At 47.0% G+C, this 25,043-nt stretch carries 19 protein-coding genes, 1 tRNA gene and 1 other annotated feature; of the genes, 13 read left to right on the top strand and 7 right to left on the bottom strand.

The annotated features are described in order from the left end of the window. Nucleotides 1-105 precede the first annotated feature (105 nt). From FC47_RS07925 to FC47_RS07910, 4 genes are all read left to right on the top strand, one after another. Nucleotides 106-1,302 (top strand): MFS transporter, encoded by a 1,197-nt coding sequence (locus tag FC47_RS07925; RefSeq protein WP_056968565.1) that lies wholly within the window; start codon nt 106-108, stop codon nt 1,300-1,302. Between the two features lie 70 nt (nt 1,303-1,372). Beyond that, nucleotides 1,373-1,605, top strand: a binding site (T-box leader). A gap of 35 nt (nt 1,606-1,640) precedes the next feature. Beyond that, nucleotides 1,641-2,429, top strand: coding sequence for a carbon-nitrogen family hydrolase (locus FC47_RS07920; RefSeq protein WP_056968564.1), 789 nt, complete (start codon nt 1,641-1,643; stop codon nt 2,427-2,429). A 44-nt stretch (nt 2,430-2,473) separates the two neighbouring features. Beyond that, nucleotides 2,474-3,652, top strand: coding sequence for a pyridoxal phosphate-dependent aminotransferase (locus tag FC47_RS07915; protein WP_045025365.1), 1,179 nt, complete (start codon nt 2,474-2,476; stop codon nt 3,650-3,652). A gap of 311 nt (nt 3,653-3,963) precedes the next feature. Continuing rightward, entirely contained in the window at nt 3,964-5,253 is a 1,290-nt protein-coding gene (locus FC47_RS07910) for a hypothetical protein (RefSeq protein ID WP_056968563.1), read from the top strand. Between the two features lie 1,165 nt (nt 5,254-6,418). On the opposite strand, the gene FC47_RS07905 is transcribed toward FC47_RS07910, so the two are convergent. Together FC47_RS07905 and FC47_RS07900 are read right to left on the bottom strand one after the other, a co-directional pair. Next, entirely contained in the window at nt 6,419-10,369 is a 3,951-nt protein-coding gene (locus tag FC47_RS07905) for a putative mucin/carbohydrate-binding domain-containing protein (RefSeq protein WP_056968562.1), read from the bottom strand. A 254-nt stretch (nt 10,370-10,623) separates the two neighbouring features. Next, a tRNA-Asn gene (locus tag FC47_RS07900) sits at nt 10,624-10,696 on the bottom strand. 448 nt (nt 10,697-11,144) lie between these two features. Between FC47_RS07900 and FC47_RS07895 the strand changes: the two genes are divergently transcribed. Both FC47_RS07895 and FC47_RS07890 read left to right on the top strand, forming a co-directional pair. Continuing rightward, nucleotides 11,145-12,026, top strand: coding sequence for a 3-hydroxyacyl-CoA dehydrogenase (locus FC47_RS07895; RefSeq protein ID WP_048345109.1), 882 nt, complete (start codon nt 11,145-11,147; stop codon nt 12,024-12,026). A gap of 349 nt (nt 12,027-12,375) precedes the next feature. Next, nucleotides 12,376-13,296 (top strand): helix-turn-helix domain-containing protein, encoded by a 921-nt coding sequence (locus tag FC47_RS07890; RefSeq protein WP_268888869.1) that lies wholly within the window; start codon nt 12,376-12,378, stop codon nt 13,294-13,296. Here FC47_RS07890 and FC47_RS07885 read toward each other — a convergent pair. Together FC47_RS07885 and FC47_RS07880 are read right to left on the bottom strand one after the other, a co-directional pair. After that, nucleotides 13,293-13,685, bottom strand: a complete 393-nt coding sequence (locus tag FC47_RS07885) for an iron-sulfur cluster biosynthesis family protein (protein WP_056968561.1) — start codon at nt 13,683-13,685, stop codon at nt 13,293-13,295. The two genes, FC47_RS07890 and FC47_RS07885, sit on opposite strands and share 4 nt — an antisense overlap. Before the next feature lie 120 nt (nt 13,686-13,805). Next, the gene (locus tag FC47_RS07880) at nt 13,806-14,105 is read right to left on the bottom strand and encodes a hypothetical protein (protein WP_034539312.1); all 300 of its coding nucleotides are present in this window, start codon (nt 14,103-14,105) and stop codon (nt 13,806-13,808) included. 528 nt (nt 14,106-14,633) lie between these two features. On the opposite strand from FC47_RS07880, the gene FC47_RS07875 reads away from it, so the two are divergent. Together FC47_RS07875 and FC47_RS07870 are read left to right on the top strand one after the other, a co-directional pair. After that, nucleotides 14,634-15,023 carry a hypothetical protein gene (locus FC47_RS07875; RefSeq protein WP_056968560.1) on the top strand — a complete coding sequence of 130 codons (390 nt, stop codon included), beginning with the start codon at nt 14,634-14,636 and terminating at the stop codon, nt 15,021-15,023. Nucleotides 15,024-15,105: 82 nt separating this feature from the next. Beyond that, nucleotides 15,106-15,885, top strand: coding sequence for a dimethylarginine dimethylaminohydrolase family protein (locus tag FC47_RS07870; protein WP_056968559.1), 780 nt, complete (start codon nt 15,106-15,108; stop codon nt 15,883-15,885). A gap of 105 nt (nt 15,886-15,990) precedes the next feature. On the opposite strand, the gene pdxR is transcribed toward FC47_RS07870, so the two are convergent. Both pdxR and FC47_RS07860 read right to left on the bottom strand, forming a co-directional pair. Then, nucleotides 15,991-17,415, bottom strand: coding sequence for a MocR-like pyridoxine biosynthesis transcription factor PdxR (gene pdxR / locus FC47_RS07865; RefSeq protein ID WP_056968558.1), 1,425 nt, complete (start codon nt 17,413-17,415; stop codon nt 15,991-15,993). 110 nt (nt 17,416-17,525) lie between these two features. Next, nucleotides 17,526-18,569, bottom strand: coding sequence for an AAA family ATPase (locus tag FC47_RS07860; protein ID WP_056968557.1), 1,044 nt, complete (start codon nt 18,567-18,569; stop codon nt 17,526-17,528). A gap of 157 nt (nt 18,570-18,726) precedes the next feature. On the opposite strand from FC47_RS07860, the gene FC47_RS07855 reads away from it, so the two are divergent. The 3 genes from FC47_RS07855 (at nt 18,727) to FC47_RS07845 (ending at nt 22,194) form a co-directional block, all read left to right on the top strand. Next, nucleotides 18,727-19,263 (top strand): GNAT family N-acetyltransferase, encoded by a 537-nt coding sequence (locus FC47_RS07855; protein ID WP_056968556.1) that lies wholly within the window; start codon nt 18,727-18,729, stop codon nt 19,261-19,263. Between the two features lie 391 nt (nt 19,264-19,654). Beyond that, entirely contained in the window at nt 19,655-21,202 is a 1,548-nt protein-coding gene (locus FC47_RS07850) for a YfcC family protein (RefSeq protein ID WP_045025355.1), read from the top strand. A gap of 128 nt (nt 21,203-21,330) precedes the next feature. Continuing rightward, complete coding sequence (locus tag FC47_RS07845; protein ID WP_148313145.1) at nt 21,331-22,194, top strand: YitT family protein; 864 nt, start codon at nt 21,331-21,333, stop codon at nt 22,192-22,194. Between the two features lie 172 nt (nt 22,195-22,366). On the opposite strand, the gene FC47_RS07840 is transcribed toward FC47_RS07845, so the two are convergent. Beyond that, complete coding sequence (locus tag FC47_RS07840) at nt 22,367-23,479, bottom strand: glycerol dehydrogenase (RefSeq protein ID WP_155519160.1); 1,113 nt, start codon at nt 23,477-23,479, stop codon at nt 22,367-22,369. A 199-nt stretch (nt 23,480-23,678) separates the two neighbouring features. Here FC47_RS07840 and FC47_RS10625 point away from each other — a divergent pair, with 199 nt between their 5' ends. Both FC47_RS10625 and FC47_RS11075 read left to right on the top strand, forming a co-directional pair. Beyond that, entirely contained in the window at nt 23,679-23,837 is a 159-nt protein-coding gene (locus FC47_RS10625) for a hypothetical protein (RefSeq protein ID WP_155519159.1), read from the top strand. A gap of 61 nt (nt 23,838-23,898) precedes the next feature. Then, entirely contained in the window at nt 23,899-24,117 is a 219-nt protein-coding gene (locus FC47_RS11075) for a hypothetical protein (RefSeq protein ID WP_338133866.1), read from the top strand. Nucleotides 24,118-25,043 lie beyond the last annotated feature (926 nt).

Genomic DNA, 25,043 nt, shown 5'->3' with positions numbered 1-25,043 from the left:
CTAAAGCTTTAGGCAGCTGGGATCTTTTTTATTGATGGACTGGCTAACTAAATCAAACAGGACTAAACTAAAAATGATTTGAATTTATGGAGTAAGGAGAAAAAAGTGAAAAATTATCGAATGCAGAGCCTGGTATTGGTCTTGATTGCCTTTGCCCTTGGCTTTAGCGAATTTATTATCGTCGGCGTCCTGCCTGACATTGCCAAGACGTTTCATGAGCCGGTGACCGTTGTCGGACTGCTGGTAACGATCTTTGCACTGGTTTATGCGATCAGCACGCCTTTGATTACGATGCTGATTGGAACGCGCAGTCTGCTGAAAGTCGAGCTGGCATTATGGATTGTTTTTATTCTAGGCAATGCAATGGTGATGACCGCGCCCAGCTATCCGATTCTGGTAGCTGCGCGGGTGATCACGGCAATCGTTTCTGGGGTAATCATCTCGATTGCAACGACATTTGCCAACAGTCTGGCGCCGCTTGAAAAAAGAGCCGGATTGATTGCCTGGATTTTTTCCGGCTTTTCGATTGCCTCGGTCTTTGGCGTTCCAGTGGGTACCTGGATCTCAATGCACTTTGGCTGGCGGACCACGTTTGGCGTGATCGTTTTCGTCAGTCTGGTTATTTTGTTTCTGATGCGGGCCAGTCTGCCGATTGATCTCAGACAGGGCGCGTCACGACAATTCAGCGATCAGTTTAAAATCTTTGGCGATCGTCGCATTTATATCGGGATGCTGCTGCCGATGTTTAATCTGGCCGCAACCTATACCTTCTACACTTATTTAAGACCGCTGCTGGCGGGACCGCTGCATTTTAAGACGGGCGCGATTACGCTGCTTTTATTTCTGTATGGCTTGATGTCTTTGTTTAGCAATCAGTTCTCTGGCCGGTTGGTTGAACTGGGAGGCTTACGGAAAATGCCGCTTGTGCATGGTCTGCAGCTCATGTTATTGGCTATGCTGGCGATCAGCCTTGACTGGCGGTGGCTTGCTTTGATCGTGATTATGCTGATCGGCACGCTGATGTATCTGATCAATTCACCGATTCAGCTGCACTTTATCGATATCGCGACTCATGATTATCCGGCTTCTTTAGTCATGGCATCTTCAATCAACTCGATTTTTTCCAATTTTGGCATTGCGTTAGGATCGGCAACGGGCAGTCTGCTGGTTAAAATGCATGGCTTGAGCGCGGTTGGGCCAGGCGGTGCTGTTTATGCCGGGATTGCCTGTGGATTGATGATTTTCTTAAACCGCATCAATCAAAAAAAGGTGCCGACTGAGCAAAACGACGACTGCCAATGAGCCGTTGTTGATTTTAAAAATAAGCCTTGACATTCATTAAAAAGTAATTAGAATTAACTCATAATTAAAACGAAACGATGCCCCTGGGATGAGTAGTCGCTTTAAGCCTTTCAGAGAGCTCTTGGCTGGTGGAAAAGAGCAGACTTTGGCAATGAAGATGGTCCTGGATTAATGGCGTATTGGCGAAATAAGTAGTCAGTACCGGCAAGCGACCGTTATCTCGCTGAGTCAATGACTTGATAAGGCTGTTTTGGCGACAAGACGGCAAATAAAGGTGGCATCACGAAAAAACTCGTCCTTTAACCAGGGCGGGCTTTTTTATTAAAAGGAGTGATTTTATGACGTTCAAGGTAGCTGTTGCCCAGATCGATATTGCATTGGGCGAACCTGACCGCAACTATCAGACGGTTACGCAGGCAGTCAAAGACGCGGCTAAAGCAGGCGCAGACGTGGTGGTATTTCCTGAAATGTGGAATACCGGCTATGCCTTGACTGAATTGGCCCGGCTGGCTGATCAGGATGGCTGGCAAACCAAGCAGACGCTTTCTCGTGCTGCTAAGGAAAATCAGATTGCCATCGTGGGTGGATCCGTGGCAACCGTACGTGCTGGCGGTCAATATTACAATACGACCTATATCTATGATCAAAACGGGAACATAACCGGCAGCTATGACAAGGTGCACCTGTTTGGTCTGATGCATGAAGACGAATTCATTCAAGCAGGCAGTCAAGGCAGCTTTTTTGAATTAAAAGGCGTGAAGAGTGCCAGTTTCATCTGCTATGATCTGCGGTTTCCAGAATGGTTTCGGACGGTAGCCAAACAGGGTGCCGATGTAATCTATGTCGTAGCTGAATGGCCGACGCCGCGGATTGAACAGTGGGAGGCACTGGTCAAGGCCCGCGCGATTGAGAATCAGGCTTTTGTCGTTGCGGTCAATCGCGTTGGTCATGACGCCGAAAACAGCTACAATGGGCACTCGCTGGTCGTTGATCCGTTGGGGAACGTGATTGCCGATGCAGGTGAAAAAGCAGGCCTGACGTTTGCTGAGCTGGATCTGGACGAATTAAAGACGGTGCGTGGTCCGATTCCGGTATTTAAGGATCGGCGCCCAGATCTGTATGACTAAATCTTGCCGTATTGACATGACTAAACTTTGAAAGGAAGATCATAATGGAATTTCAACAATCAAAACTGCTGGACACGCTGCCAAAACAGTTCTTTGCCAATCTGGTTGCCAAAGTAAACGCCAAGGTAGCAGAAGGTGTGGACGTCATCAACTTGGGGCAGGGCAATCCAGATAAGCCAACGCCAGAATATATCGTCAAGAGTACCCAAAAGTGGGTGGCGGATCCGAAGACGCACAAGTATTCGCCATTTCAAGGGCTGCCAGAGTTTAAGCAGGCCGCGGCTGATTTTTATCAAGAAAAATATGGTGCGCATCTTGATCCCAATACCGAGGTTGCGATTCTAGGCGGCTCTAAGATTGGATTGGTTGAACTGCCATGGGCGCTGATGAATCCAGGCGACACGCTGCTCTTGCCTGATCCTGGCTATCCTGACTACTGGTCGGGAGCGGCTTTAGGCGAGGTTAAGTTTGAAACCTTCCCATTGCTGGCTGAAAACGACTTTTTGCCGGACTTGGATAAGATTCCAGAAGCAACGGCACAGCGGGCAAAGTTTATGTATCTGAACTATCCCAACAACCCAACCGGCGCCGTGGCAACCAAGGAATTTTACGTCAAGTTGGTAGAATGGGCTAAGAAGTATCACGTTGGCATTATCAGCGACTTTGCCTATGGCGCGCTGGGCTTTGATGATCAGGCACCGGTCAGTTTTATGGAGACGCCTGGAGCCAAGGAAGTCGGCGTTGAATTCTATACCTACTCCAAGACGTTTAACATGGCCGGGTGGCGAATCGCGTTTGCAGTGGGCAATGCAGATATCATTCATGCGTTGAACCTGATTCAGGATCACCTGTTTGTCAGCTTGTTCCCAGCCCTGCAGTATGCTGCAATCGATGCCTTAAAGAAGCCGGAGCGTGATGCCGAGATTAAAAAGATCGTGCACCGCTACGAAAAACGGCGCAATGCCTTCGTTCAAGCAGCTGAAAAGATCGGCTGGCATGCCTATGTGCCAAAGGGAACCTTCTATGCATGGATGCCGGTACCAAAAGGCTTTACCAGTGAGACGTTTGCCGATCTGCTGTTGGATAAGGCAGGCGTGGCGGTAGCACCGGGCAATGGCTTTGGTGAGCATGGCGAAGGATATGTCCGGATTGGTCTGTTGATTAAGCCTAAGCGCCTGGTTGAAGCCGTTGAGCGAATCGAGAAGCTGCATTTATTTAATTAGCCAACCGTCAACATTCAAAGAGGATGGGAAAAAACTATATTTTCAGATGAATTTTAGAGAATAGTAATATTAAAAATCGCTAGAAATCAACGTTTTCAGCAACGTGGTTCCTAGCGATTCTTTAGTTTTGAGACTTTTTTCCCAGTCTCTTTTTTGTTGGAATGAAAAATGGCTTAAAAGCAGATTTTGTCTTTCTTTTACCAGAATATACGACAGATTTTGCTGAAAGCGGTTGAAAATGTTTCCTGAATTGCGTTATCCTTAATAGGTAATAATATCTTGATAAATCAAACAAGAGGTGGTGTTAACAAATGCTAATTGTCAGCAAAAAACTCACCCCTGCATTTAAAAAGACGCTGATTAGTGCTCCAGAGCCGCAATACGTTCCAGAAACGTCATTATGCGACTGGATCATTCGTGAGGTAGCCATGCAGGATTATGGCATGCTGCTGTGTATTAACCGCAATACGCAGATGCCAATCGTGCTGCCGGGTGCCGAGTTTCTAAAAGTCAGTCCTGTTTCGGTTTTAAGACAGGTTTTAATGTTTGTGATGGCTGGGATGGGAATCAGTTCCATCAAGCTTACTGAATACGTCAACTACATTGCGCACGGTGAGGTCAGCTATCAAAACATGACAGCCGACTTCCTGGTTGAAAAAGCCTTTCGTGCATACGCGCCCGAGCTGGCCAAGATTGACGTTGAAAGACTGGATGATGACCAGCTGCTCAATCAATTGGGGATTCTTTCCTTAACGCTGGGCAGCAGTACGAAGGTTTTTTGCGATCTAAGGGAGCCTAAAATCGCGCCGGCCGTTCGTTTTAAAGACCAAATCAATCAAGAATGGCGTCTACCGGCTCAAAGAAAAGGCAGCATGGCAGAAAAGTCGGCATGGGAGTTTGATTATCGCTTGTTCCATCAATGGGATGATCAGATTCAAAAAACGCCTGCTTGGACGGGGTATGCCGCGATCGTACGGGAAATGCGCCAGGTCAATGATGCCTTTTTACGGCGCTATCATGACTACCTGGAACAGACGGAAATGGTTGACGATACCAGGATGCAGCAGTATCTGCGTTTGGCTGATGTTTATCTGAATCGCTATCTGATTGCCAGCCATCCAGAAACCCTGACCAGCGACTTGACCGCCCCTACGGCCTATCTGTTTGAATGGCTGTTAGAGCATGGACAGATCAAAGCCGAGAACGTGCAGCTGGTAATTGATGCCATGCTGGCGTTTGGGGCGTTCATTAAAGTGGCAGGCGTCTATTCCACGCTGGATGAGGATCTGTATCGTCAAGCGGTTCGTGACGGTGGCGATCGAGTGCGGGCTTTTTTTAAGGCAGCCGCAGCCCAGGCCCAATTGGAAGCTAAAGACGATGCACCAGTGAGCCGTCAAGAGGTTGCCGGCAGTCAGGCGGATACGCTGGTACAGGAACTGATGGCGCTGGCCGATGATGAGCGGTTGGTTGATGCGCTGGCCGACGTTTTCAATCAGACGCCGGCACTGATTGATAAGCTGCTGGCTAAGATGACGCCCTTGCAGCAGCAGAATCTGGCTCGAAAACTGGCACGGCTGCTTACTGATGATCATGATGACTGATAAAATCAATCCTCTCTGCCTCAAAATCGATGCGGCAGAGAGGTGATTGATTTAAGCTGGTGAAAAGCAGTCAAGATTGAGACGACTAAATACATCGGTTGTTGCCATGACGTTTGACTGATGCTGGGCAGCATTAGGGATGGTCAATGATCATGACTTAAAGAGCTGGTCCGAATACTGCTTTTGAGAGGGAACGTTACTCATGGCTAGCGGCGTTGATTCAATGCAAGGCTAATCTGGTTGCAGTTTTTTAATCGTTACCATAGTCAGTGCTTAGCAGGATTTTATGGCAACGCGGCCGAAGAGCATTGAACGAAAATTTTCTTGCATTGCAACAGCAGCCTGTCAATGCTTTGAAAACCAGGCTTCATTATCCGCACGGGAAGATTCCTTTTTACATAAAACTATTGACACACCCCAATCTTGGTGCAGTGATGCTATTCATTGAACGTTGTTTTTGCGTGATTAGGTCGCAGCTATCCATCAGTCAGCTGATATTGTGAAGAAAATTGGACCTTGATCAGTTAAGAAAGCCGAAATTACCTACCATTTATTGATTTTGGGCCTTAAGTAGGTAATTATAGAGGAACTGTATATGCGGCCGACTGAACTTTACCTACTATTGATGCCTTTTTCCGAAATAGTAGGTAAAGATATATATTTTGGCGCTGATAGGAGTTGATTGGGCCAGACCGACTTTGTGAATTACCTACGATTAGGCCTTTTTTGCTTAAAAGTAGGTAATGATATTTTTATCATATGTGTTTACGGGATTTTTTGTATAATGCCTGCTGATAACTTTGATTACGACGATATTAAAGCCGTAATTCATGATTAACAAAAGAGCCGCTAAGAAACAGGGGAGTTTCTTAGCGGCTCTTTCTCATACCAGGGGGGGTCCTGATAATTTTGACAATGGATTGCGCGACTTTTTATTATGGGGAGGATTGGTTGAATGCAGCTGTCCACTCACAGCTATCACAGGGGTTGTCAACCAATCGTCGCGTTGTTGTCTGCATCAGCAGACAATCGTTCCATGCCCAAACCAGACGAGGTGCGTTCGTCATGATTTATGTTTGCATTATATCACACTGACTTCAGAATGCCATAGTTAGGTCTCAAAATCGTCAATAAATCCCCATATCGAGTTGGATTATTAATGTTTTTAATCCCGTTTCAATCGTTTGCCACCAATTCCCAACATGGCAGCTAATGCAGAAAGTCCTAAACCGAGCAGAGCCGAATTCTTATTACCGGTCTGTGGCAGCTGCTGATTAGCGGTGGCTTGGTTAGCTGGCCGGTTTGAGGTGCTGGCTTCGGATGTTTGATCAATAGCAACGGTTGGGTTAGTTGAATTGTCCGCAATAACCAATGGGGATGGCGTATCGGCTGAACTGCTGGAATCGGGCACGCTTGGCTTGTCAGTGGCCGAACTGTTTGAATCAGCCGGGGTATCTCCAGGGAGAGCAGCACTTTGCGAACCAGAATCGCTCGTGGTATTGGAGCCAGGATCAGCAGGCGTATCGGCTGAACTGCTGGAATCAGGCACGCTTGGCTTGTCAGCGGCCGAATTGTTTGAATCAGCCGGAGTATTGCCAGGGAGAGCGGCACTTTGCGAACCAGAATCGCTCGTGGTATTGGAGCCAGGATCAGCAGGCGTATCAGATGCCTTCACCGCGGTCTTTAGATGTACGGTGTAGGTAGTCGGCTGCTTATTAAAGGTCAGTAAGCCGTCCGCCGGCAGATCGCTTCCGACCAGTTCATAGTTTTCTGGAATGCTGATCGTGTAGGACTGCGTAGTACCCATATCACCAATTAAGGTTTGGCTGGCAACTTGAGTCTCGTTTTGATCATCAGCAACATAATTGATTGTAATTTGAGTCTTAACTGCTTCAACCGTGACGATGGTCGTGACCGGCTCACTGATTGCACCATCGCTGTCGGTAACGGTATAGGTAATGGAGTAGGTGCCAGGCGTATTGACGTCTACCGTGCCGGCTACGTTGGCAGCAGTCAGCGTAATCGTACCATCATCAGCATCGGTTGCCATAACGTCTGCCAACGGGTCAAACGTGCCCCCTTGTTTGATAGTGACTGTAGCTGGAGCGGTGATGATCGGTTGGAAATTGGTACCGGCCAGCCGCAGATGCAGATTCTTGGTAACCTCATAGACGAATTTGCGCGAATTGCTGCCTTTAAGACTTTCCGGCGCGACCAGCTGCATGCCGTCATGAGTGTCAAACGTCAAGATATCGCCGGCATTAAGCTTGATTGCAGTCGTACCGGCAGTTTCAGCAACGTTGCCATAGAAGATCTTTTGGTAGGTTTGATTGCCATTGGCGTCAGTCACGGTCACCGTAACGTAGGTATTAGCGCCATAGTTGGTATTTGGCTGGCGATTGGTAAAGGTTGCCAAAAGCGTGCCATCGTTATTCAAATAGCGATAGGAGGCAAATGAGCCGCCGTAGCCGTTAAACTCCCATTGACCGATCAGGCCGTCCGCGCGCTCCAAAAGCTGCTCGTTGGCGTTTTTGATCGTCTCGTTTTGCAGGTCGTTAAGCATGCTGCGCGCATTGTTGATCAGCTCAACCGTGGCAGTATCGGCCAGCTTTTGGTAGGTATCATCGGTAAACAGACTGGCAATGCTTGGCAGAATCTGGCTGGATGATGTAACGGTTTCATTGACCGTCGCATCTTCTTTAACGTAGAGGTACTGATCAGTCAGCTTGACGTTTGGATTGTCAGTAGTCAGTGTATAGATTCCGTTGGCCAGCGTTCCCAGATCAACCGTATTTGAAGTGACTGGAATCGTCGCGATCGTCTGCGTACCGTTCATCAGCTTGATGGAAGAGCCAATCAGCTTGTCGGCATTGCTCAGATTTAAGATAATGTGGCTGGTCAGGCCGGTTTGTGCGAGCTGCTCATTGGTAATCAGGGCGACCTTAGACTTTAGAAAATCCTGATCCCAGCCCAGCTTTTGCATGACCGTCGTCAATTGATCGTCCGGTACGACTTGAGTAAGCATGGCTACGGCGGGGTAGTTCAATGAATTGAGCGCCGTTACGTCATCAACGCTTACGCCCATCGTTGCAAAGAAAGGCGTCACGTTAAGCTGATAGTGCTGAGCATAGACGCTGATCCAGTCCTTGCCGATCTGGTTAACCGTCTTTCCGGCAACGGCATTGGCGCGATGATCAATGTTGAAGTACTTGAACGCGTCCGTGCCTTCTAGGTTGTAGGCTAGATTCATCCACAGTACGAGTCGTTCTCGATAGCCAAGATCCGCCCAGCTTTGCTTTTTGGTCAGGACTGAATCCACCACGCTTTGCACGATGCTGTCTTTGGAAGTCCCGAAGATCCAGCTGCCAGTAGTGAAGTTGCTGTTGAATTGACTTTGATAAAGCGTACCGTAAATGTTGTTGAATGAGTCGATGATGTACATATCACTAGCTGGGACTTCATAGCCGTGGCCGATTTCATGCAGCGGCAGCCAGTTGATCGTCAGATAAGAAGCAATTGAGCTGCTGTTGGCGGCCGTGTAGTTGACCGACCAGTAGGCAGCACCGATTCCATCTTGATCGGCAAAGGCAAAATAGCGTCCCTTGACCGGCTGATCACGAACGGTATTGGTTGGGATGCCGGTCAGTTCATCATAAAGCTTGAAGACCTGATTGTCGTACTGATCAATCAGACTGTTCATATCGGTATTTTTAACCGTTTTGATATCTTGATAAGGAATCAGAATCTCAATGTTGTTGGCATCCATCAAGGCAAAAGCGGCTTTGCTCTGGTCCCATTGCTTTAAGACGGCAGCCTGGTCACTGTCAGCAGTAAAGACGGGCAGTTCCTTGGCCGTTCCGGAAACCAGCTCATATTCCAACAGCGGTCCGGTCGTCTGCGCGTTTTCAGGTGTACGCAGGAAAACCGCGGCATCGCCATTGGCCGTAATCTCGACCCAGTCGGTACCTACCGATTGCGTCACGATCTTTTTAGAAGAATCGCCAATCAGCTGAATTGAAACGCTGCCCGAGTAGCCGTTGTCAATGTGCCGGATCTTGAGCGTAGCGCCATCCGACAGTACCATGCCTAATGACTGCCGATCATGGTAGGTTCCCATATAGCGGCCTTCCTTGTTGGTCTGCGTAATGCTGGCATCAGGCGACAATACGAAGCCTTGGTAGGTCATGGTCTGGCCAACGTTAATGCTGTTGGTGGTGTTGGCAAGCAGTGCTTTAGCTTGATCCAGGCGTGTCTGCAGCAGTGCTCTTTGTTCGGTCGTCAAATCAGCCTGCTGGTTATCAAGCTGATTCTGCAGGGTCGCAACATCGCTGGCCGATGCGCCAAAAGCCAGCGCGCCATTATCAATCAGCTGTTTGGTTTTGACATCCAGATAGGCATAGTCGCTGATGTTTTTTAACGAAAGATTATTAGCCACGACGAAAACGAAGCGGCTCAAATCACCCAAAGCCGAGGTCTTCATCGTGGCATCGTTATTGGTAGTGTAGCGCGTCTTGGCTTCTGCATGCTCAATGCTTAAGATATCGCCGGCCTGAAGCTGCAGTGTCTGCTTGAATCGATAGTTCTGATCGCCGATAAAGGTTTGATCAAAAAGCGTTTCTGAGCCGCGACTGACCGTAATGCGAGCATATTGAGCGTTTGGAAAGTAGCTGTGCGGCTGACCGCTGGCATTGATTGATAATTGACCAGCCGGCTGGGCAGTCTGATTGGAGTTGTAGTAATCGACCTGAGCAAAAGTGTAGTTGCCAAGCCCCTTTAACGTCCAGCTGGCATCGGACTGGGTTACGTTGCCGGTATCCGGTGTCGTGACCTCAGTCAAGACGTCGGCTGAAGAACTGGCGCGCTGCTCGCCGGCTGCTGACGAGGCGGAGTCGCTGAGGCTAGCGGTATCATCGGCGACCGCGCTGCTTGCGATGTCCGTTTGTGCAGTGCTGTTTAAGACAACGGTATTGCTGACGGTTGTGCTCACGGCGGTAGCTGCCGTATTTTCAGCAGTATCAGCCTTGATTTCATGATCGTTGAAAATCAGACTGGTGGTTGCCGTTAAAAGTGCAAAACTGGACAGCATTAAGTATTTTGGCAATCTTGGTGTCTGCATTGAATTTTTCCCCTTAATATTATTAGAATACTGAATTTTGAATGCGGCACTGAGCATTAGGAAACTTTAATGAATTCAGCATTGATTATACATTACAAAAGGGGCCGATTCCCAACGAAATGGCCAAAACCAAGAAGTTGTATCAAAAGATTATTAAACGAACACTTAGTTGGCTAATGATCATTTGTCGCCAGCTGCTGATAGTTGATACAAAAAAACAGCAGTGCCGCTTCAGACACTGCTGTTTTTAATTACTCCGGCAGTCAGACTCGAACTGACGACAACCTGATTAACAGTCAGGTGCTCTACCAACTGAGCTATGCCGGAATGACTTAACAAATAAGTACTTAATTATATTAACACATAATTTAGAAAATGCCAGTAAAAATCAGAAAAAAGTCAAAAATTTTTTAAAAGGCTAATTAAATCCGACTAACCAGTGCTGTTAGCATTGGTTGGCAGTGCAATAACCGCAAACGTTTCAACTGACAGGCACGCACCAATGTCAAGGATGTTAAGCAGACCGCATGACTAAAGCAGGCAGCTATCATGCTAGATACCAGGATAAAAACCGGATCATAGAGCTGTAGGTCGGTGTCAGCATCAAAAGCAATCATTCTTCACAAACTTTGTCAACCTGGCTTATTGATAAAAAATCAACAATGTCAATCGATTATCAACATTTCGTATCGTTTAAAACGCTTCCAAAAATTCACAAAGCAGTTTATAATAAAAATATATTTTGAACTATCAAAAGAAGGCGAGGTTATTAATCATGTCAATTAAAAACGTAACGATTGCCGGTGCCGGAACGCTGGGCAGTCAGATTGCCTATCAAAGTGCGCTGTGCGGCTATCAGGTTCGCATCTGGAATCCGCATCCAGAACGGGCCGAAAAACGAATTGCGGCGCTGCGGCCATTTTACAAGCATGACCTAAAGCTGACCGACGAACAGTTTGACGCCGGCTTGAAAAATATCGTTTCGATTACCAATGATTGGGAAACGTCATTTAAGGATGCCGATCTGGTAATTGAAGCCGTACCAGAAAATCTGGACATGAAAAAGGATTTCTACGCGCAGCTCTGCTCGGTCCTGCCAAAAGAAGCAATCATTGCCAGCAACTCATCGACCTATGTACCAAGTCAGCTGGTCAAACTGGTCGATCGTCCTGAAAAGTTCCTCCATCTGCACTTTGCTAACCATATCTGGGTCTTCAACACGGCTGAGATCGTCGGTACGCCTCAGACTGAGCCGGCCATCATTCAAGAAGTCGTGGCTTTTGCCAAAGGAATCAAGATGCTGCCGATCGTTTTGAAAAAAGAACAGCATGGCTACATTATGAACGCGCTGTCCGTACCATTTCTGAATGCGGCATTGGGTCTTTGGGGAAAGGGCGTAGCTGACCCGATCACAATTGACAAGGACTGGATGAATTCAACTGGTTCGCCAATGGGGCCGTTTATGTCGATGGACGTGATTGGTCTGCGGACGGTTTGGGCAATTTTCAGCTCTCATGCTGATACGCCAGAGCAAAAAGCAATTGCCGACAAGCTGAAGGCCATGATCGATGCCGGTCACTATGGCGTTGAAGCCGGTGAAGGATTTTACACCTACCCGCACCCGGCTTATGAAGATCCCAACTTCTTAAAAGAATAAACCTGCAAAAAACAGCGCGATACCAGGTCTTTTAAAGCTTGATGCCGCGCTGTTTTAATTATTTCTAGCCGGAAATCCCGTGACTTTAGTCGATGGTGGTTGGCTCGGAGCTCTGATTGGTAAGTGGGTGGTAGCTGTCAGAAAATTTAATCAAAAGTGGCACGAATTGATAAATAGATGACGCGTTTCGATGTTTATTATGACAGAGTAGGCGTGTATCATATAGTCATTCACTAAACGTTAAGCAAAGGCGGGAATTTAAATGAACTATTTTTTGATTGATGGCCGCTATGATGATCTCTTACGGCACTATGGCTTGGATCTTCAGGCTGTTTTGCGCTAGGCAGAGCTGCCGGCAGACACTTTGAATCATGACCGGATCACCATGAAAGAGGAACAGTACTATCGCTTTATGCAGGCAATTGATGAATTAAAGACGATGGACGATCTGGCGGTAAAGATGGCGACGGCAGACCAGATCGAGACTTTTTCACCACCGATTTTTGCCGCCTACTGCAGTCATAATGGCGAGCAGTGCATTAATCGACTGGCTGAATATAAAAAATTGATCGGTCCGATGACTTATCAGATTACGTCATCAGCCGATCAAGTTACAGTTGAGCTGCTGCCCGGGGATGCCAGCTTAAAAATTCCCGCGTTTTTGGCGGTCGCGGAATGGGCCTTTTTAATCGGTCTTTTAAGGCGCGCGACAAAGCAGGAAGTAACGCCGGTCAAAGTGGTCTTGAATGCAGCTAAACCTGATCCTGCCTTGGCTGAGTTGGCAGGAATCAAGCTTGAATTAGGCAGCATCAATCAGATCAGTTTTTCCAAAGCAGACCTGCAGTGGCCGTTTGTCAGCTATAATGCGGCGATGTGGAACTATTTTGAGCCGGAGCTGACCAAACGCCTGGCCGACCTTGAAATTGATGACTCTACCTCGGCACGGGTGCGCAGTGCTTTAGCTGAACTGCTGCCAAGCGGCGAAACGACGATTGATGACGTTGCCCGTGAGCTGGGAATCTCCAAAAGAACTCTGCAGCGCAAGCTCAAAGAAGAAAAGACGACTTTCCAAAAACAGCTTAACAGTACGCGAGAAAATTTAGCCGTTCATTATTTAATTAATACTGACATTACCACGAACGAGATTGCGTTTCTGCTTGGCTATCAAGAACTGAACTCATTTTTAAGAGCCTTTTTACTGTGGACCGGCAAAAGCGTCTCAGAGTATCGTCGTCAGCACCAGAATCAGTCGAAAGCAAATCGCAGCTAGCAGTCGTGAGCACCATTAAATGCTGATTCAGTACTAAAGCCTTCCTGCAGATCTAAAAATTCCAGGTTGTCCGTCATCGTACGCTGCTCACTGACCAAAGGCATCGTGAAATAAGTTTGGTTGAAACGGACTTCCATTTTTTCATCCAGTTGCGATGCTGTGTAATCCTTATACCAGATCGGCCCTAGGTTTGAGTCGAGTTGGGCGTTAAAGTCAGGAAGCTTGGCGTCTTTGCTTACAATGATCAACTTGAAATTGGCATCCAAAGAGCAGTTGCCTAGCTTGGAAAATGGACCGACGCCATCATCAAAGTCCAGAATCAGTTTGGAATCAGGCTGTAGGTATTTTTGCAGTTGCTGCTGAGCTTGAGGAGTAAAGGTAAGTTTCATGATTAGAACCTCGCTTTTGATTTTTTTATCAGTTTATACTTATTTTTAGTAAGTGTAAATTTTAATGCTCAGCGGCAGTTAAAAAGTCCCCGTTCCAAAATAACGGAACGAGGGCTTTTTTTAAAACGAGCTGCGAATCGTAATTAAGATCGTGGTCATTAATGCCAGAATCATAAAACCTTCTGAAAAAACGTTGGCCAACAGTGCACAGGTATAATTGATAAAAAACAGTCCCAAGCTGGCAGCAAAGGCCACAAATCCCATTGTGAGCAGTGCCCGCTCATGATCGACCAGTTTTTGACAGTGCTTTAGACTGCGGGCAGGCAGCTGGCGGCGGACAAAAAAGATAATGGCACTCGCTAAGACAAGCGTCGCGATGCAAAGGACGTAAGACAAAATAATAGTAGATGACGACTTCATTTAAAAATAGGTTTGAGCCACGCCTAAGCATGGTGGTCCTTTCCTTGAAAGATTTTGCCGCTATCTTAGCAGAAAATGCCCTAAACCACAAATTTGAAGAAATCATGAAGTTCGGGTCTGACAAGGATCACTGACTAATAATTAGCAGAATCGACAAAAGATAATGGCTGACTAGGGCAAAATGACAGTTGACAAGGATTGTTGACGGGAATAAATAGACAGTGCCGAGCTGAAAAAACAATGATATCTGAAAAAAACTTCATAAGTAAATTGATTGCTGAAACGAAAAGCGGCTGGGACAGGTGATAATAAAATAGTCAATTTTTAAATGACTTAGCCAGAAACGCTCATTATCTAAAACTTGGATACGGATCCAAAAATATCAGCCGCAGCTGGTTTGATTAAAGCAATCAAAATCGAATTTGCACAACGTGTTTGCTTATGATATTTTCATGAAAACTCGCCAACCGGCTGCAATTGATCTGACAGCGACGTTTGTTCAGCAGGTGGCAGCAAAAGAGGGATATCGTGAGTAAGCGTCAATTTAGGCTGATTAATTCAATCAGTCATCGTTATTTGACTATTGATGACCATATTTTAAGAACAGTTGATCAAAAGCAGGCACTGATCGTTAGTGAAGCAGTTGGACGGCAGCTGTTAAAAAAGGTCAACCGGATTGCTGAGGCTTTGGCACAGGCCAATGGGACGGCGTTTAACGAATATCGGCTGGAAGAAGCACCGCTGGCCACGATCAGACTGGGCAGCGAGGATCTGGATGCCTTAATCGAAACCGTTCAGCTGCTGGGTTGCTCTTATGAGGAAGCGGCGACGCGAATCAAGCATCAAAAAATCAAGCAGGCTGATCAAATGGCGATGCATCAGTATTATGGCCTGTCAATCCCGCATAAGATTCGGTAGAAAACAGACTTGAAAGCGTTTCTTTGAGAAGATATACTTGGCTTATCGAACGCATTGCATTATTTGGAAAGAAGGAATGATCATGCTATTTGATAAGGCAATTGTCAGAACGCCAGGCAAGTCGGTCGTGGATGGAATTGACGACTATGCTGATGCCGGCAAGCCAAGCTATGAAAAAGCAGTCGCTGAACACCATGCCTATGTTGAGCTGCTCAAAAAGCTGGGCATCGCGGTTACGGTTCTAGAGCCCTTAGAGCAGTTTCCGGATTCATGTTTCGTTGAGGATCCGGCCGTTGTCTTTGATGATTTTGCGGTCGTTACCAATCCAGCCCGCAGTACGCGACAAAAAGAACGTGAATTCATTCGCCCAGTCCTTGATCAGTTCTTTGAGCATGACCAGATTTTTGAGATTACTGCTCCAGGAACTCTGGAAGGCGGGGATGTCATGCCAGTTGACGATGATCTGATCTATGTGGGGCTTTCGGCACGGACCAATCAAGCCGGCATTGATCAGTTTGCTAAGATTGCCGCGTGTTTTGGCAAGACGGTCAAGGCGGTACCGGTTGAACAGGTTCTGCATCTAAAGACCGGCACGACTTATATGGGTGACAACAAGCTGCTGGTAGCTGGTGAATATATTGATAGTCCCTACTTTAAGGATTTTGATCAGCTTAAGGTACCGGTTGGTGAAGACTACGCGGTCAACTGTATCAACACTGGCAATGGCGTGATAATGCCGGCTGGTTTCCCTGGCGTCCATCAATTGTTGGTTGAAAACGGCTTTAAGGTTTACGAGACCGACATGTCAGAATTTGCCAAGATCGATGGGGGCCTGACCTGCCTGTCACTGCGGTTTAGCTAACCGTTAAAGGCCGCCGCGGTTCCTGCCACGACGACCGAGAATTTATTGACTATAAAAAAACAGCGCGTGATCACTGATTCGGCGCTGTTTTATTTTTGAAATGACTTATTGGGATACAAGTTCAGCCAGCCGCTTGATCCCCACGGCAATATCGGCTTCTTTAACTGGAGCCAAGGACAGGCGAATCCGGTTATGCGGGGCGGCATGAATGTAGTAGCGGTCGCCATTTTCAATCAAGACGCCTGAATTTTGCGCGGCCGTGCAGAATTCAGCTGCCGTCATGGGCAGATTGAGCTGTAGCCAGAACCACACGGCACCATCAGCCGGCTGCCAGCTTAAACGATCACCAAATGATTCAGCCAAGAGTTTGCCGGCTGCCTGATACTGCTGATGATAGGCCAGTTTTAGGCCGGTAAGGTGCTTGCGCCAGAGTCGGTTTCGCAGGTAATAGTCAAAGATGCGCTGGGACAGTCCCGAAGTTGAGATATCGGCAATCCGCTTAACGCCGGCAAAGCTTTCGATCAGTCGAGTCGGCGATACCAGATAGCCCAGCCGCATCCCCGAGGCGAAAATCTGTGAAAGACTGCGGACATAGATGATGCGGTCATCGGGATCGTGTTCTTTCATGGTATGAAGCGTATTACTGTCATACGCCAAGCCAGAGCCATAATCGTCTTCAATAATCCAAAAATCATGACGATGAGCCAGTCCGATGATGCGAGCTTTTTCTAAGCGGCTCAACGAGTTTGTGGTGGGGTTTTGCAGGTTGGGCATGAGATAGAGAATCTTAGGCTGGATGATTTTAAGCATTTTTTCCAGTTCGTCAATCAGCGTGCCATGATCAAAATTCAGACCAATTACTTTGGCGCCGCAAGCTTTAAAAGCATCCACGGCCCCGGGATAGGTAGGATTTTGGACCATCACGCAGTCGCCCTGTCTGATCAGCGCGCGCGCACAGATATCAATCGCCTGCTGTGATCCTGAGGTAATCTGAATATTTTGGGGCGTGGTTTTAATCCAGCGCTGGGCCAGTTCGGCAGCCAGCGATTCGCGCAGGGGATAATAGCCCATCTCGTCTTCGATTACAAAAGCGTGTCCGCCATCACGATCCAGGATGTAGTTGACCGCCTGCTTAAAGGCCGTCGTTGAGAAACGGTCGGGGTTGAGCGAGTAGCTGGCAAAGTCGATCAGCGGCTGGTCAGAACGGTCAGCCGGAAAATGCGACAGATATGGAATCTGAGCTTGGCCGGGTAACGAATCCGCCATGCCTTCCTGAACAAAGCTGCCAGAACCACGCCGACTGATGATATAGCCGTTTTTCTCCAATTCGCGATAGGCACTGACGACTGTCCCAGGGTTGATTCCCAGTGCCTTAGCCAAAACCCGAACCGCCGGAAGCCGCCGATCGGGAGCCAGCTGACCATTGGCGATCCGGCTGCGCAGCGCATCATAAAGCTGAGCATAGAGCGGTTCTTTAGCCTGACGATTCAGTCTGATATTATTAGCCGCGCTTAATTGATCTGCATTCAATAAGGATCCTCTTTTCCGTGTCGTTGTTTCAGTCCCGTCAAAAGTATTCATGGCTTACTGTCATCGCTGGCTAGCCGGGCTGGATAGCGGAATTTGACATTAAGCGCCGTTTAAGCAATGCGTGCCTCGTTTTTAATGGCAAATTCCCGAAAGTATGGCAGCGTAAACGCGACCTGGCCTGGCTGGGGAAGACTGACGATCTGGTTTTCAATCAGATGCTGCAGGCAGACTGGTGCGGCTGTGCTGGTATCGTCAATCTGCTCTTTTAAAAAGCCTTCATCAACGACGCTGCTGATCTCATGGGCCAGAATCTCGATTACCTCACGATCACCGGTTGTCAGTTCATCAACGATCGGCAGGTAGGCATTGCTGAATAGCTGTTGTTGATAGTCGGGCATAATTTTTTCAAACGCAGCCGGATTGATTTTTTTAACACCAGACCCCCACAGCAGCGAGCCAAGAATCTGAAACGCGTAGGCATAGCCGCCAGTTGCTGCCGCTATGTTTGGCAGGACTTCAGGTTCAATGACGCGATGGGCCTTGGTAAAAATCTGCTGATATTGATTGGCCACCGTATCCAGATCAAGCATGGGCAAGGTCAGCCGCCTGCTTTTTTGAACCAGCGCGGCAAAGTTGTCATCGCCTAAAAACTGCGGCATCCGGCTGGTGATTCCGGCCAGCACGACCATGATCGAATTACCGTGATTGCCCAGCTGCTGGCATAGCTGAAGCAGAGTGAGCAGTGATTCGGTTGGCTGATTGGCTTCATCAACGGTGATAAAAAGGCGCTGCTGATACTTGGTAAGCGTTTCAACGTATTGAACGAACATCTCGCTGGGAGTATCGTAGTCCAGGACGTCCAGTTCCTTGGTAATGGCGGCACTGGCTTGATAATAGATTGCCCCGACCAGTGTGCTTAAAAAATCATCGTGCAGCTCTAGATCAATCGTGATCCAGCCATCACGATCCAGCATTGCATCGCCAAGATCATTTAAAAAAACGGTTTTACCACAGCCACGCGGACCATCGATGAAGATTGAGCGAAATCTTTGCTGCAGCTGATCGGCTTGATCAAGCAGTTTTTGCTGCATGGCTGGCCGTTTGATACAGCTGGGTGAGATATTGCCAAAGCCTGGGTTAAATGGATTGATCATGTTTATCCCTCATTTCGACTGAAGTTTGCCTTTATTTTAGCGTGCTGGCCAGGTCAAGACAAGGTACGGTTGGCCTAATCAGTTGCAGATTGTCAAAGATTTAGAAAGCGCATACAATGAGAGCATGTATTTTAAAACTTTGGAAGGAATACCGATTATGAAAACAAAAATCATTCCAGTAGCAGCCGACAATGAAAAAGACGTGATCACGCTTCAAAAAATTGCCACCAAATCATTTACTGCCATGTTTGGACCATACCATGAACCCCAAGCCGTTAAAGCATATACTGATGAGGCATATGCCTTACCGATTTTGCGCACCGAGCTCAGTAATCCCGACAGTCGGACCTATTTTTTGAAACTTAACGGCAGACCGATTGGCTATATGAAGCTGAATTGGCGTGCGGCACAAACCGATCAGCTCTTTGACAACGCGATGCAGCTTCAGCGAATCTATCTGCTTCCTGAATACTGGGATCAGCACCTGGGCAGTCAGCTTATGGAAAAAGCATTGGATGAGGCGCGTCAAACTGGCGTCGCAACGGTCTGGCTAGGTGTTTGGGAACATAATGAGCGAGCGCGGCATTTTTATGAGCGGTACGGTTTTAAAAAGGCGGGCACGCATACGTTTACGATTGGACCAGATCAACAGACCGACTTTTGGTATGCTCGATCAATGGTGCCTACTGACTAACTTGATAACACCCATGCATCAGCAGGATGATTCATTGGCTGATGCTTTTTTAGTTGTTTGATCCGGGCAGCGAGGACTGTTAGCGCTAACGGTGCAGACGGCCATTTTTGATCAATTTTTTGAGTTTTTTTGAAGTTGGGCGAATCAACGTTGAGAATAGGACAACGGAGCGATTGGCTTTAGGCTATTTTAAAACGCGAAATAATTTCTTTGCTGAAGATTCTTGATTAAGCTTGAAGATTGTTGAAACAGCCTGGTATGCTCTAGATGTTTATTGAAATCGTTTACAAAGGGGCGTGATGAGATAATATCGACGCGACAGTGGAAAATTTATCTTAAAAACTGTCAAATCGGGCTGCTTGATAAAATTTATGTATTCGGGGGGATAAGAATGGACACAGCAGCAACACCAAAAAAGAAAAAATTTAAATTGAAGATGCCGGGAGCATTTACGATCCTGTTTTTCTTGACGGTAATTTCCGTAATGCTCACCTGGTGCGTACCAGCCGGCAGTTATTCTAAGCTGCAGTATACTGGCGGACATCTTCAAGAAACGACCTCATTGGGACAGAAAAAAACGCTGCCGGCTACGCAAAAAACGCTTGATAGATTAAACGTTAAGATTGATATTAAGCAGTTTACATCGGGCGCCATCAGCAAGCCGGTTTCGATTCCCAATACCTATCGACGTCTTAAGCAGCACCCAGCCAAGCTTTACACGATCTTCACCAGCATGGTTGAAGGAACGATGCAGGCAACTGATATTATGATTTTTATTTTTGTGCTGGGTGGCCTGATTGGTGTCGTTAAAGAAAGCGGGGCCTTTGAATCCGGGTTGATGTCCCTAACCAAGAAAACCAAGGGACATGAATTTATTCTGGTCTTCTTGGTTGCCATTTTGCTGGTTCTGGGGGGTACGCTTTGCGGAATCGAAGAAGAAGCCGTGGCGTTTTATCCAATTCTGGTGCCGATCTTTATTGCTATGGGGTATGACTCGATTGTCTGTGTCGGGGCAATTTTCTTAGCCAGTTCGGTAGGTACGACTTTCTCAACGATCAATCCGTTTTCAGTCGTAATTGCCTCGAATGCTGCCGGAACAACGTTTACTCAAGGTCTGCTGGGCCGGGTAATCGGTCTGATTGTGGCGGCAGTTTGTTTGGTCGGGTACCTGTATTGGTATTCAAGCAAGGTTAAGGCTAATCCAGAATTTTCATACTCATATGAAGACAAGCAGAAGTTTGACAAGATGTGGTCAGTGGTATCTGACGAGGAAAAGGACCTGACTTTTACCTTTAAGAAAAAGATTACCCTGACGATGTTTGCCTGCGCCTTTCCAATTATGATCTGGGGCGTTATGGCTAAGGGATGGGGTTTCCCTCAGATGGCTTCTTCTTTCTTGGCAATTGCCATTACGTTAATGTTTATTAACTGTTTTGGTAAAGATGGTCTTGGCGAGACTGGGATTGTTGATGCCTTTGTTAAAGGATCATCCGGCTTGGTAGGCGTTTCCCTGATTATTGGGTTGGCGCGCGGGATCAATATGGTACTAAACAATGGCTATATTTCTGATACGATTCTCTATGTATCTTCCGAGCTGGTATCGCACATGAACGGGGTCTTCTTTATCTTAATGATGATGATGATCTTCTTTGTGCTGGGCTTTATCGTACCATCTTCATCCGGTCTGGCTGTATTAGCAATGCCGATCATGGCTCCGTTGGCTGATACAGTACACATTCCACGCTATATTGTCGTAACTGCCTACCAATTTGGTCAGTACGCAATGCTGTTCTTAGCGCCAACTGGTTTGGTAATGGCAACCCTACAGATGCTTGACATGAAGTACTCGCATTGGCTCCGGTTTGTCTGGCCAGTCGTCGTCTTCGTGCTGGTCTTTGGTGGCGCGCTGCTGGTTACTGAAGTCTTGATTGCCGGCTGATTGATTTTGCATTTGCTTGAAAAAGTCTGACGATTTCGTCGGGCTTTTTTTGGTGCACAGGTATTAAACTGGTCTAAAAAAAGTTAAAATAGCATTGTCGATATATTAACGAAATGGGAGAGGATTTTATGAGCAGTAACGCAAAAAAACGCGATCAAAAAATCCTGATTAAAATTGCCGTGGCGCTATGTTATGGAGTGCTTTCGGCAATGGCAATCAATATGTTTTTGTCGCATGCCAACTCATATTCGGCTGGTCTGTTGGGGGTTTCACAGCTGCTGCAGGCTTTATTTTTACAAAGTGGTCTGCATATCAGTATGAGTCTACTGGTCGCGGTTTTGAACGTGCCACTGTTTGTGTTTGCTTGGTATGAATTCGGCTTTAGCTATATCTTATTTTCAATGCTGGCGGTTGGCTTTAACGTTGTTTTTTTAAAGTTTATTCCAACGGCCACCTTGGTAAACGACCCACTGACCAATACGATTATCGGTGCGGCAATCTTGGGAATCGGGATTGGGCTGTGTTTTAACCAGGGCTTTACGACTGGTGGGTCCGATATCGTCGTAACCTATTGTCAAAAAAAGCTGCATAAGAAAGTCGGGATGCTGAACAACCTGATCAATGGCGCGATTCTGGTGGTAACCGTCCTATGCTTTGGCCCCAGCCGGATCGTCTATAGTCTGATCGGGATGTTGGTGACCAGTCTGATGATGGATCATACCTTCGTCCTGCAAGAAGACGTCTCGGTTACGATCTATACCAAGAAATCAGCTGCCGTCTCGGAACAGCTGCGCAATTTCGTGCATGGGGCAACGCTTTTGCATGGAACTGGCGTCTATACCAATGAACCTACTGATATTATTCTGGTATGTACGCCCAAGGCTCAGTTAAACGAGCTGCGCAAGATGGTGCATAACGTTGATCCGGACAGCTTTATCAGTATTTCGCGAGCTGATGTCGAATTTGGCAACTATCAGCACTATTCGTTTTAGCAGCTGCCTAAATAGCCGTCAAAGTCAGCATGTCGCGATGGCTGCAGCGTGCTGACTAAATATTAAAAGGCTGAATTCCATTGTTGAGAAGTCATGGGATCCAGACAGAAACATAACTAAAAGCACCGTGCCTGACTGATGTCGGCACGGTGCTTTTTGCATATCAAAACACTTAATGGTGAGTGGCACTGTACTTGGCAATGCTGTAGGCGTCAACGCCGCGCATGGCATTAACGACGTCCCGCGGCGTAACCTCAAACGGCATGCGATTCATGGTGTCGTTTGGGGCGCAGGCTGCCTTGCCGACTTTCAGCAGGTTTGTTTCGCTTGGATCCTCAATTCCCAGCTCGACAAAGTTGGTTGGCAGATGCAGCTTCTTTAAGAAGTGGAAGTATTTTTCGAAACGTTCGGTTGCTGCGCCCTCCAGCATCAATTGCGTCAGCAGACCGAATGCAACTTTTTCGCCATGCAGCCGCTCATGAACCGGACCATTCAAAACGCTAAGAGCATCATTAATGGCATGAGCCGCAGCCAGCCCCCCAGATTCAAAGCCAACACAGCTCATCAGCGTATTGGCTTCAACAATCCGGTCAAATGCTTTGGTGTCGGCATGGGCAACGGCAGCGGCATAAGCCTCGTCGCCATATGCAAACAGCGTGTTCTCGCATTCCTGGGCAACTGCCAGGCCAACCAGCGTCTGATGCTCGCCTAACATGTTGAGTCCATGCGATTTTTTGACGGCCTGGGCTTCAATGTTGGTTGCCAAAGCGTCAGCCATGCCGCATGCCAAAAGCTTGGCTGGTGCCGTGGCGATGACTTTGGTATCAACCATGACCAAGTCGGGGTTCTGATTATAGAAACGATAATGGTCAAACTCGCCATTGTCTTGATAGATAACTGACAGCCGCGAACAAGGCGCATCGGTTGAGGCCACGGTCGGCAAAATAACGGTTTTGGCACTCAGATTGTCGGCGATGGCCTTGGCAGCGTCAATCGTCTTACCGCCCCCCAGACCGATCACCATTTCGACATGGTTGTCATGGCCGATTTTAGAGACGCGCTTGATCTCATTTTCGGATGATTCGCCATTGAACTGAACCTTGGTAACGGTAAAGTCGTTGTTGATCAAATAATCACCAAACTCATTGCCAGCGATACGCAGTGAGGTAGGTCCAGCCAGCAGCAGGATTCGATTGCCAAGTCGTGCCAGATATTCAGCACTCTTAAATAAAACATCGCTTCCTTGAATGTAGGAAGCAGGACTGCCAAACATATTGAGACTCATTTTCATCAGCTCCCTTCAGATGTAAAAGCTTGCTTAGCTAAGTTAAATATACCATGAAAGCGATACCTCGGTAGGCGGATTTTAATAATTTAGTCAAAAAATATGACAATCTCGGCTTCGGCTGTCTGATAAGCTTTGCATACGATTTGCATCGTTTCAATTTGTTCAGCTTAGGCATAAAAATTCTGGCAAGAGCATCATGGTTTTAGAGACACAGCAGAGCAGTGATACGACCTATCGCTTCTATGACTGGGATCGTGTTGACCAAACGACTGGCCAAAAGCGGCCGCTGCAGATTAAGGAATCGATGTACGACGGTGCCTTTCCACGATCCAGTGCTGAGTACAGAAGCATATGAGGTTGGCGATGCTAAAGTAACGCGTTTTGTATCAACCAACTACTTTGCCGTCTATCGTTGACTGCTTAAGAATGGCACGGCCACATTCAAACGCGTCCAGAGTCCCTACGCGCTGGTCGCGGTTCTGGACGATCAAGGATCAATTACGGTTGGTGGTAAGGTATATCCATTAAAGAAAGGGCAGCACTTTATTATTACTACCCTGGCAGACCAATGGACGATCAAAGGCGATATGATGATTATCGCTTCTGAGCCAGGACCGGACTCGCTAAAGGCATAGATTACAAAAAAGACCGTCCTAACGCTGCACAACTTTGGGATATCATGGTATTTGGAATGGGTGCCTACGATAAGGGTCAAGCTACCCCCGAATAAAATTCGGGGGCTTGTAGACTTCACCTATCAGTTCATCGCTGAATGAGTTACTAGCTACAATTTGCCTAGATAAAGCCAGCGTAGCAACATCTCAGATAATAAATTATCTTCGGATGGCACTATGTCTTACAGCCTCTCAAAAGAAAATAGCGCCTTACCGCACTAATAAAGGGGCATTCCTCTCCCGATTAAAATCGTGGGATTCCTGCCCAAGTTTTAATTGAATCCAACGGTGCCGTTTTGCAGGCTGACTAAAATCATTGGAGTCTGATTCTAAGCAGTAATCGAAATTTATAAGATCAATCAACGACTTGATAAAAATGATGTGACATTTAAACTTTCGCCAAGCTGAATGCTGCATCATTTTTCATTTTTGTCAGCCACTATCAGCTCAGCATGGCAGACTATCTGCTAATCGGGCTTTGACGCGCCGCTGGAATGCTGACGTAAAAAATCAACTGGAGACGGCGTTAAAAGCCTGTCGGCAGCTTGAAATGGTAATCAAGCTTGCAGTAATTATCGATTGACTGAATTCGGCTGCGGCCTCTACGGTTTTCTTGCGTTTCAAGACGAGCTGTCGATAAAAATCTGGTTTAGCTAAAATTAATGTAAAAAAGCTATTGACTTAAGCAAGTTTAGTCGGTATAGTAATATATCGTTGTCGCGTTGATGAACGCTTAAAATTTTTAAAGCCATTTTGCTTAAATTTATTTGAATTATCTTTAATATCTTTAAATAAAAAAGTTATTGACTTTGAAATGACAACCTGTTAAACTAATAAAGTTGCTTGCTTGAAATGAGCGAGCAGCGGTAGACCTTTGAAAACTGAAT

This window comes from Limosilactobacillus mucosae DSM 13345 (assembly GCF_001436025.1).
Classification (GTDB): Bacteria; Bacillota; Bacilli; order Lactobacillales; family Lactobacillaceae; genus Limosilactobacillus; species Limosilactobacillus mucosae.
The sequence above is the reverse complement of the archived record's forward strand: the minus strand, read 5'-3'. Positions and strand labels throughout refer to the sequence as shown.

What these genes read in the sequence shown, in the direction of transcription:
- FC47_RS07870 (WP_056968559.1), top strand. Translation starts at nt 15,106, where the DNA reads ATGCTATTTGATAAGGCAATTGTCAGAACGCCAGGCAAGTCGGTCGTG.
- FC47_RS07855 (WP_056968556.1), top strand. Translation starts at nt 18,727, where the DNA reads ATGAAAACAAAAATCATTCCAGTAGCAGCCGACAATGAAAAAGACGTG.
- FC47_RS07905 (WP_056968562.1), bottom strand. Translation starts at nt 10,369, where the DNA reads ATGCAGACACCAAGATTGCCAAAATACTTAATGCTGTCCAGTTTTGCA.
- FC47_RS07915 (WP_045025365.1), top strand. Translation starts at nt 2,474, where the DNA reads ATGGAATTTCAACAATCAAAACTGCTGGACACGCTGCCAAAACAGTTC.
- FC47_RS07845 (WP_148313145.1), top strand. Translation starts at nt 21,331, where the DNA reads ATGAGCAGTAACGCAAAAAAACGCGATCAAAAAATCCTGATTAAAATT.
- FC47_RS07850 (WP_045025355.1), top strand. Translation starts at nt 19,655, where the DNA reads ATGGACACAGCAGCAACACCAAAAAAGAAAAAATTTAAATTGAAGATG.
- FC47_RS07895 (WP_048345109.1), top strand. Translation starts at nt 11,145, where the DNA reads ATGTCAATTAAAAACGTAACGATTGCCGGTGCCGGAACGCTGGGCAGT.
- FC47_RS07910 (WP_056968563.1), top strand. Translation starts at nt 3,964, where the DNA reads ATGCTAATTGTCAGCAAAAAACTCACCCCTGCATTTAAAAAGACGCTG.
- FC47_RS07885 (WP_056968561.1), bottom strand. Translation starts at nt 13,685, where the DNA reads ATGAAACTTACCTTTACTCCTCAAGCTCAGCAGCAACTGCAAAAATAC.
- FC47_RS07880 (WP_034539312.1), bottom strand. Translation starts at nt 14,105, where the DNA reads ATGAAGTCGTCATCTACTATTATTTTGTCTTACGTCCTTTGCATCGCG.
- FC47_RS07860 (WP_056968557.1), bottom strand. Translation starts at nt 18,569, where the DNA reads ATGATCAATCCATTTAACCCAGGCTTTGGCAATATCTCACCCAGCTGT.
- FC47_RS07920 (WP_056968564.1), top strand. Translation starts at nt 1,641, where the DNA reads ATGACGTTCAAGGTAGCTGTTGCCCAGATCGATATTGCATTGGGCGAA.
- FC47_RS07840 (WP_155519160.1), bottom strand. Translation starts at nt 23,479, where the DNA reads ATGAGTCTCAATATGTTTGGCAGTCCTGCTTCCTACATTCAAGGAAGC.
- FC47_RS10625 (WP_155519159.1), top strand. Translation starts at nt 23,679, where the DNA reads ATGGTTTTAGAGACACAGCAGAGCAGTGATACGACCTATCGCTTCTAT.